The sequence below is a fragment of the Desulfonatronum thiodismutans genome (assembly GCF_000717475.1).
Lineage (GTDB): Bacteria > Desulfobacterota > Desulfovibrionia > Desulfovibrionales > Desulfonatronaceae > Desulfonatronum > Desulfonatronum thiodismutans.
In genome coordinates this window covers 394,812-402,681 of the sequence record NZ_JPIK01000013.1, presented here as the reverse complement: position 1 = coordinate 402,681, position 7,870 = coordinate 394,812, and the positions used below count along the sequence as shown (strand labels likewise).

The following is a 7,870-nucleotide window of genomic DNA, read 5'->3' as shown; positions in this document are numbered from 1 at the left end:
ATTTTTTCACCAATGAATTCAAAGCAATTTCATATATCCTGTTTAAATAACAAACGCCCTCCTCAGGCTAACCGAAGAGGGCGCTATTTCTAAACCAGTCTTTGGGGGCAAAAACAACCAGCTACGGCAGGAGACCTCCGGCCGCGGCTCCGGCTATCTGGGCAAAAGAAAAGATTGTCCCCGGCGCGACGCCGAGCCAGAGCACGGCGGCGGCGAGCAGTCCGCCCCAGAGCAAGCCTGGGTTGGGCACGGCCTGAACGTCGCCCGATGCGTTGACGGGCGCGTCACGGGTGTAGGCGTGGCGGACCAGGTTCAGGTAGTAGTAGATGGCGATGGCCGAGTTGAGCACCGCGATGATCACCAGCCAGTGGTAGCCTTCCATCCAGGCCGAGTTGAGCAGGAAGAGCTTACCCATGAACCCCGCGGTGGGCGGCAGGCCGACCAGGGCGAAGGCGGACACGGCCAGGACCAGGGCCAGGCCCGGGGAGCGCTGGTACAGACCGTTTAAGTCATCCAACTTAAGGTTGCGACCATCCGTGGACAGGCGACAGATCACCCAGAAGCAGGCCAGGTTCATCAACAGGTAAACCACGGCGTAGAACGCGGCGGCGGAGAGTCCGGCGGGCGTCCCGGCCACGATGCCCAGCATCACGTATCCGGCGTGGGAAACCGAGGAGTAGCCCAGAAGGCGTTTCAAGTCGGTCTGAACCAGGGCGCAGAGGTTGCCGAAGGTCATGGACACCGCGGCCAGCACGGCCAGGAGCATGGTCACTTCCATGCTCGGATCCAAGAGCGAGGACAGGCGCACCAGAACCACCACCGCGCCCAGCTTGGGCAGGGTGGCCACAAAGGCCGCGGTCTCGTTGGACGCACCTTCATAGACGTCCGGGCACCAGAAGTGCAGCGGGAACAGGGCCAGCTTGTAGAACAGGGCTCCCAGGAACAGGGCGATGCCGATCAGGGCCGCCGGGGTCTCGGACCAGGACCAGGTCTTGGTTACCAGTTCCGAGAGGTACGTGGTGTGGTGGACCCCCAGGATGTAGGACAGGCCATACATGGCCAGGGCCGTGACCACCGCGCCGAACAGGATGTACTTGATCCCGGCCTCGGCCGCGGCGGGTTCCTTGGAGCGCAGGGGGATCAGGGCGTAGAGGCTGTAGGAGGCCAGTTCCAGGGCCAGGAAGATGGTAACCAGTTCCACGGCGCTGGAGAGCAGCATCAGTCCCAGGGCGCTGAGACAGAGAAACAGGAAGTAGTCCGGCCGTTTCTCGTCTGACAGAGTGGGCTGGTTCATGGCGTTCAGGCAGGTCACGGCCAGGCCCAGGAAGATGGCCAGCTTGAAGAACTGGGACAAGGCGTCCACCTGATACGCCTCGTAAAACATCAGGCCGGAGAATTGGAAGGACAGCGCGGCCACGCCGATGCCCACGCTCGCGGCCAGGGGGAGGTAGCGCAGAAATCGCCACCAGGACTGGGGGCCCACGGTCAAGACGAAGAGGCCGCCGATCAGGGCCAGCAGGTACAGTTCCGGGATGAACAGCTCTATTTGGAAGATCACTGGTCAGTACCTCGTGTTGCGGGGAGTTGAACAACCTGGGCCGGTGGTTCGGGCTGGAGGGACGACTCCAGGTGCAGGGTCTTGCGGGTTTCGTACTGGTTCAGAAGGTGGACCACCGAAGGGTTGATGGTTTTGAGAGCCAGGGTGGGCATCAGCCCCAGGTACAGGACCAGCACGGCCAGGGGGACCAGATAGACCCACTCCCGGGTGTTCAGGTCCTTCCAGTTCGCCGCCTGGGACGGCTGGCCCCAGGCCAGTTTCAGGCCCAGGCGGAGCATGTAGGCCGCGGCCAGCATCACCCCGGGAATGGTCAACGCGCCCAGGAGGTAATTGGCCTCGAACACGCCGATGAGCACCAGGGCTTCGGAGACGAAGCCGTTGGTGCCGGGAAAGCCGAAGGACGCTATGGCGAACAGGCCGAAGAAGAACATGTAGGCCGGCAGGTATTTGCCCAGGCCCATGTTGTCCGCGATTTCCCGGCTGTGGCTGCGTTCGTAGATCGCGCCCACGAGCATGAACAGCGCCCCGGTGGTGATCCCATGGTTGATCATCTGCATGATCGCCCCTTCCACCCCGCGCATGGTGAAGACGAAGATGCCCAGGGTCACGAAGCCCATGTGGGCCACGGAGGAATAGGCGATCAGCTTCTTCATGTCCTTCTGGCCCAAAGCAATGACTCCGCCGTAAAGGATGGAAACGATGGAGATGGTGATCATCAGCGGCGCAAAGTACTCGCTGGCCGCGGGGGTCAGGGGCAGGCAAAAGCGCAGAAAGCCGTAGGTGCCCATTTTGAGCAGGATGGAAGCCAGGAGCACCGAGCCCGCGGTGGGTGCTTCCACGTGGGCCGCCGGAAGCCAGGTGTGGAACGGAAACATCGGCACCTTGATGGCAAAGGCCAGGGCCATGGCCAGGAAGGTCCAGAACTGGAAGTTGAAAGCGTATTCATGGGTCATCAGTTCCGGAATGGAGAAGGTCCCGGTGTTCACGAAAAAGGCCACGATGGCCGCCAGAAACAGCGTGCTGCCGGCCAGGGTGTAGATGAAGAACTTCAAGGATGCGTAGCGCTTGTTCGGCCCGCCCCAGACCGCGATGAGCAGGAACATGGGGATGAGCATGGCCTCCCAGAAAATGTAGAACAGCACGAAGTCCAGGGCCGAGAAGATGCCCACGCAGGCCCCGATCATCAGCAGCAGGCAGAAGTGAAACTCCTTGACCCGTTTGCCGATGTACGACCAGGAGCACAGCACGCAAAGGGGCAGGAGCAGCACGGTCAAAAAGATCATCAGGATGCTGATCCCGTCCACGCCCACATGGTAGTTCATGTTCCAGGCCGGTACCCAGGGCATGATCTCCACGAACTGGAAGTTCGCGGTGGAAAGATCAAACCGGAACAGCGGCGCGGCCAAGCCCATCTCGATCAGACCCACGACCAGTGTGTACAGGCGGACGGTCCGCTCGTCGCGCAGAAAGAACAGCCCGACGGCGGCCAGCAGGGGGAAGAAGATCAGGGCGCTGAGAACGGGGAACCCGGATTCAGTCATGTCGCGGCACCTTGGTTTAGGGGATTTATGGGAAGCATGGGAAGCATGTGTCCTTTAGAAGAGATACCAGACCAGCAGGGCGATGCCCGAGGCCAGGGCGATGGCCAGAACCAGGTAGTCCTGGAGGCGGCCGGTCTGGGCCGAGGTCAGGATGCCGCCGGTTTCCCGGGTGCCTTGGGCGCTGTTGTCCAGGACGAAGTCAATGCCCATCTTGTCGAACCAGGAAGTGATCCGGCCCAGGAACAGCAGTCCGACCAGGCCCACGCGCTCGTAGACCTCGCTCCAGAAGGCGTCGATCACGGCCAGGGGGCGACTGACCAAGGCCAGGAAGGCGCGGCCCAGGTAGATGTACAGGGTCTCGAAGTCCAGGTTGCGCTGGGCATGGGGCTTGAGCACCCCGCGCATGACCATGAACCCCAGGCCGGTGAAGCCCAGCAGCATCAAGGTCATCAGCACCTTCCAGGACGACCAGGGCTGGAAGTCGTACGCGCCGGGATAGGGCAGGAAGCGGTACAGCAGGTCCGGATACAGGCCCTGGGCGATGCAGAGCACGGCCGCCGCGCCCATGGCGATGTACATGTTCACCGGAATGGGCCTCAGCGGCTTGTCGTAGGTCGGCTTGCCGCCCCAGAAGGCGAAGTAGGGCAGTTTCAAACCCACGGAAAGAAAGGTGCCCACGGCGGCCACTTCCATGAGCATACCCAGGAGCACTTGGTGGTCGTTGAAGGCCCCGGCGATGGTCATGGTCTTGGATACAAAGCCGTTGAAGATGGGCATCCCGGAGATGGATAGGCCCGCGACCACGTAGGCCAACATGACCAGGGGCAGGCGGCCGGCCAGTCCGCCAAGTTCGTTCAGCTTGGCCGTTCCGGCGGAATACAGCACCGCGCCCACGCTCATGAACAGCAGCCCCTTATAGAGGATGTGGGCGTAGGCATGGGCGCAGGTGCCGTTCAGCGTCATGGCCGTGCCGATGCCGATGCCCGCGACCNNGTCGCCCACGACCTGGTAGCGGAGCAGGATTCCGGCCAGCATCATCAGCCCGCCGATGGTGTGGATCACGAAGTAGCGGATGCCCGCGCCCACGGCCCTGGGGTTCTCCTTGGAGTTGAACCAGATCAGCAGGGTCGAGGCCACGCTCATGATTTCCCAGAAGATGAACAGCGTCAGGTAGTCCCCGGCAAAGACGCAGCCAAAGGCCCCGCCCACGTAGACCGCCGCGGCCACGTGGTGGCGGATCTCCTTGAGGTGAAAGGCGTAGATAAAGCCGATCAGGGCCTGGATGGCGAAGACGTTGGCAAAGATCAGGGACAGCCCGTCCAGGCGGCCCAGGGAGAGCTCCAGCCCCAGGTAGCGCAGGTGCAGATGATCGCCCGGAGTGGCCGAGAACACGGCGATGATGGCCAATATCGGGGCTAAAGGCAGCAGCCAGCGCCACCAGGTCACTGTGGTCCGGGCCAGGAGCAAAAGGACCAGGCCCAGGCCGAAGAAGGCGATGGTCGGGTGGAAGAAACCCGTTGCAATATTAGTCATGGATGTCCTCGGGAGCGCCGATCAACGGAGCGACGATGCGTTTCATCACAAAGGCCATGGCCACGGCCAGAACGAACCCGAATCCGGCCCAAAAGCCCGGATACACTTCCCAAGCCACGTGCGGGTCATAGGGGCCGATGAAGAAATTCAGGCCGACAAGGACCGCGAGAACCGCGAAAAAAAGCAGCTTGAACAGCCCGGACAGGGAGCGCAGGGTCGCGATCAGTTTGTTTTCGTGAAGCGTGGTATGGTCTTGCATAAGCGACTCCTAGAACTGGGCCATGGCCTTGATGAAGCCCATGAAGGTGTCCGGGTACAGGCCCAGGAAGATGGAGATCAGGGCGGTGAGGAACAGGGGCACGACCATGGTCAGGGGGGCTTCCTTGTAGTCTTCCAGCCGGACGCCCGGGGCCGGGGCCTCGAAAAAGGCCTTGTAGATGATCGGGCCGAAATAGCTGGCATTGAGCACGGTGCTGGCCATCAGGGCGATCAGGATCACGATCTGCCCGGCGTCCAGGGCCCCGTTGGCCAGGTACCATTTGGTCACGAAGCCGCTGACCGGAGGCGCGCCGATCATGCTCAGGGCAGCCAGGGAAAAGGCCCCGAAGGTCCAGGGCATCCGTCGACCCATGCCCGAAAGCAGGCTGATCTTCTTGACGTGCGTGGCCACGTAGATCGCCCCGGCGCCAAAAAACAGCGTGATCTTGGCAAAGGCGTGGTGGGCGATGTGCGTGGTGCCGCCCATCACGGCCATGGGTGTGAGCAGGGCCACGCCCAGGATCACGTAGGACAGCTGGCTGACCGTGGAATAGGCCAGCCGGGCCTTGAGGTCGTCCTTGGTCAGGGCGATGCACGAGGCCACGACAATGGTGAACGCGGCCAGGTAGGCCGTGGGAATGCCCAGGTAGAGCACGTCCATGGTTTCCAGGCCAAAGGCTGAGAGAATGATCCGACAGACGCAGAACACCCCGGCCTTGACCACGGCCACGGCGTGCAGCAGGGCCGAGACCGGCGTGGGCGCGACCATGGCCGAGGGCAGCCAGTTGTGCAGGGGCATGATCGCGGCCTTGGCCAGACCGGCGATGAACAGCACGTAGGTCACGGTCACCGCGACGGGGTTGGCGTCCGCGGGGAAGATGCCGTGGACCACGTCGGTCAGGTTGAAGTCCAGGCTGCCGGCCAGCACGTAGGTCATGATCATGGCCGGGAGCAGAAACAGCTTGGAGGTACCCATCAGGTAGACCAGGTACTTGCGGGCCCCGGCAAAGGATGTGTCGTCCTGGTGGTGGGCCACCAGCGGGTAGGTGAACAAGGTGATGACTTCGTAGAACAGGTACAGCGTGAAGATGTTCGCGCTGAAGGCCACGCCCAGGGCCCCGAAAATGGCCACCGCGAAGCAGAAGTAGTAGCGGGTCTGGGCGTGTTCGTTCAGCGAACGCATGTACCCGATGTTGTAGCTGGTGGCCAAGATCCAGAGAAACGAGGCCACCAGGGCGAAGATCAGGGACAGGCCGTCCACACCGAACTTGACCGTGACCCCGGGGATCAGGGTGAACAGGGTGTAGGTCCAGATCTTGCCGTCCAGCACGTCCGGCACAAAGGACAGCACCGTGGCGAAGGTCAGAATGCCCGCGGCAAAGGACACCGCCTCCCGGTTGTTGGGGTTGTGTCGGGCCAGGACGATGCCCAGGGGCGCGACCAGGGTGATGAGCAGAGGGATGAGGATTTTGGCGCTGACCAATATCTCGGGCATGGCTTAGCCTCGCAGGGTGCGCAGGCGCGCGCTTTCAATGTGGCCGTAGCGCTTGGCCACGACAATGATGATCGCCAGAACCAGGGCGGCTTCGGCCGCGGCCAGACCCATCACGAACAGGGCCGCGGCATGGCCCACGGTGCCCGAGGCGTCGGTGAGCTGGCCCGAGGCCACGATGCTCAGGCCCGCTCCGTTGAGCATCAGCTCCACGCTGATCAGCATGCCCACCAAGCTGCGCCGCCAGATCACGCCGAACAGGCCCAAGGCCAGCAAAAGCAAACTGACCAGTTGAAACATGGTAAGCGCCGTCATTGGCCTTGTCTCCTTTCAAAGGCCAGAAGCACCGCTCCGGCCATGGCTACGGTCAGGACCACGGAAATCAATTCAAAGGCCAGAAAGTAGGGTTCGATGAACGTCCGGCCCAGGTCCATGAGCACGATCTCCGTGGGATGTTCATGGGAAGCCAGAGGCTGCCAGCGTAGCACCCGGGCGATGAGCATGGTCGGAGCCAGGGCCGCGACCACGCATCCAGCGCCCACCCACCAGGGCCGACCCGACTGCTCCTCCCCGCCCACCGGCGGCTTGGTGAGCATGATCGCGAAAAAAATCATAATGCTCACCGCGGCCACGTAGATCAGAATCTGCATCAAGGCCATGAACGGTGCAGCCATCAGCAGGTAGCAGCCCGCCACCCCGAACAGCGTCAGCACCAGGCCGACGAGGGCACGGACCAGGTTGCGGCTGAAGACAGCCAGCAGGCCGCCGAACAAAATGATCAGCACGTAGACGCCGAAGGCGACGTAGGCGAGAATTTCCATCACTTCTCCACCTTCTCTGTTTTTGGGTCTGTTTTGGAGTCTGTTTTGTGGTCAGGCCTGTTATCTGGATCGTCATCTGTTTTGGGAACTGGCTTGGGACTGGCCCCGGACAGGCCTTCAGCCTGCCCGCGCAACCGGGCCAGCAGGTCGAACTGAAAATCCTTGCGATCAAAGCCAGCCTGATAGATTTCATTGGAAAAACGCAACGAATCCGCCGGGCAGCTTTCCACGCAGGTTCCGCACAGGCTGCACAAGGAAAAGTCGTAGGTAAAGGAGGCTGGATTCTTGGGCGCGGAGGGCTTCTTAACCTTTTCGCCCCGGGCTTCGGCTTCTTCCATGGCTTTCTTCTGTTCCGGGGTCGGTTTGGGAGCCTTTTGCTTGACCACGGTCAGACAGGCGCTGGGACAGTTCATGGCGCACATGCCGCAGGAAATACACTTGGGTATCTCGGGTGCATCATCCTTGCCGGTCAGTTCAACATGGCCGTGATAGGTCCGCAGATTGGCGTCGTCCACGGTGGCCCGAGGATAATGCACCGTCACCTGGGGCCGGACAAAAGCCCGGAAGGTAACGCCCAAACCTATCGCCAGGCTCCACAGGCCTTGCAGCGCCTTTCCGAATTCACGAATCATGGTCATCAGGTCACCATCTCAGTTTGCCATCAAAG

8 protein-coding genes are annotated in these 7,870 nt (G+C 61.8%); all 8 read right to left on the bottom strand.

Translation table 11 applies throughout. The annotated features are described in order from the left end of the window. Positions 1–121: 121 nt before the first annotated feature. Entirely contained in the window at positions 122–1,558 is a 1,437-nt protein-coding gene (locus GY33_RS0111935) for an NADH-quinone oxidoreductase subunit N (protein ID WP_031387557.1), read from the bottom strand. After that, the gene (locus GY33_RS0111930) at positions 1,555–3,099 is read right to left on the bottom strand and encodes a complex I subunit 4 family protein (protein WP_031387556.1); all 1,545 of its coding nucleotides are present in this window, start codon (positions 3,097–3,099) and stop codon (positions 1,555–1,557) included. Before GY33_RS0111930 ends, GY33_RS0111935 begins: the two co-directional genes overlap by 4 nt. A gap of 54 nt (positions 3,100–3,153) precedes the next feature. Continuing rightward, on the bottom strand, positions 3,154–4,632 hold the full coding sequence (locus GY33_RS0111925; protein WP_031387555.1) for a proton-conducting transporter transmembrane domain-containing protein: 1,479 nt from the start codon (positions 4,630–4,632) through the stop codon (positions 3,154–3,156). After that, a complete protein-coding gene (locus tag GY33_RS0111920) occupies positions 4,625–4,891 on the bottom strand; it encodes a hypothetical protein (protein ID WP_031387554.1) in 267 nt (88 codons plus the stop codon). The genes GY33_RS0111925 and GY33_RS0111920 overlap by 8 nt, the downstream gene beginning before the upstream one ends. A gap of 9 nt (positions 4,892–4,900) precedes the next feature. Further along, positions 4,901–6,385 (bottom strand): monovalent cation/H+ antiporter subunit D family protein, encoded by a 1,485-nt coding sequence (locus GY33_RS0111915; protein WP_031387553.1) that lies wholly within the window; start codon positions 6,383–6,385, stop codon positions 4,901–4,903. A gap of 3 nt (positions 6,386–6,388) precedes the next feature. Further along, positions 6,389–6,697 carry an NADH-quinone oxidoreductase subunit NuoK gene (gene nuoK, locus GY33_RS0111910; RefSeq protein WP_031387443.1) on the bottom strand — a complete coding sequence of 103 codons (309 nt, stop codon included), beginning with the start codon at positions 6,695–6,697 and terminating at the stop codon, positions 6,389–6,391. Continuing rightward, entirely contained in the window at positions 6,694–7,203 is a 510-nt protein-coding gene (locus tag GY33_RS0111905; RefSeq protein WP_031387552.1) for an NADH-quinone oxidoreductase subunit J family protein, read from the bottom strand. The genes nuoK and GY33_RS0111905 overlap by 4 nt, the downstream gene beginning before the upstream one ends. Then, a complete protein-coding gene (locus GY33_RS0111900; protein ID WP_035271907.1) occupies positions 7,203–7,841 on the bottom strand; it encodes a 4Fe-4S binding protein in 639 nt (212 codons plus the stop codon). Before GY33_RS0111900 ends, GY33_RS0111905 begins: the two co-directional genes overlap by 1 nt. Positions 7,842–7,870: the final 29 nt, after the last annotated feature.

What these genes read in the sequence shown, in the direction of transcription:
- GY33_RS0111900 (WP_035271907.1), bottom strand. Translation starts at nt 7,841, where the DNA reads ATGACCATGATTCGTGAATTCGGAAAGGCGCTGCAAGGCCTGTGGAGC.
- GY33_RS0111915 (WP_031387553.1), bottom strand. Translation starts at nt 6,385, where the DNA reads ATGCCCGAGATATTGGTCAGCGCCAAAATCCTCATCCCTCTGCTCATC.
- GY33_RS0111930 (WP_031387556.1), bottom strand. Translation starts at nt 3,099, where the DNA reads ATGACTGAATCCGGGTTCCCCGTTCTCAGCGCCCTGATCTTCTTCCCC.
- nuoK (WP_031387443.1), bottom strand. Translation starts at nt 6,697, where the DNA reads ATGACGGCGCTTACCATGTTTCAACTGGTCAGTTTGCTTTTGCTGGCC.
- GY33_RS0111920 (WP_031387554.1), bottom strand. Translation starts at nt 4,891, where the DNA reads ATGCAAGACCATACCACGCTTCACGAAAACAAACTGATCGCGACCCTG.
- GY33_RS0111905 (WP_031387552.1), bottom strand. Translation starts at nt 7,203, where the DNA reads ATGGAAATTCTCGCCTACGTCGCCTTCGGCGTCTACGTGCTGATCATT.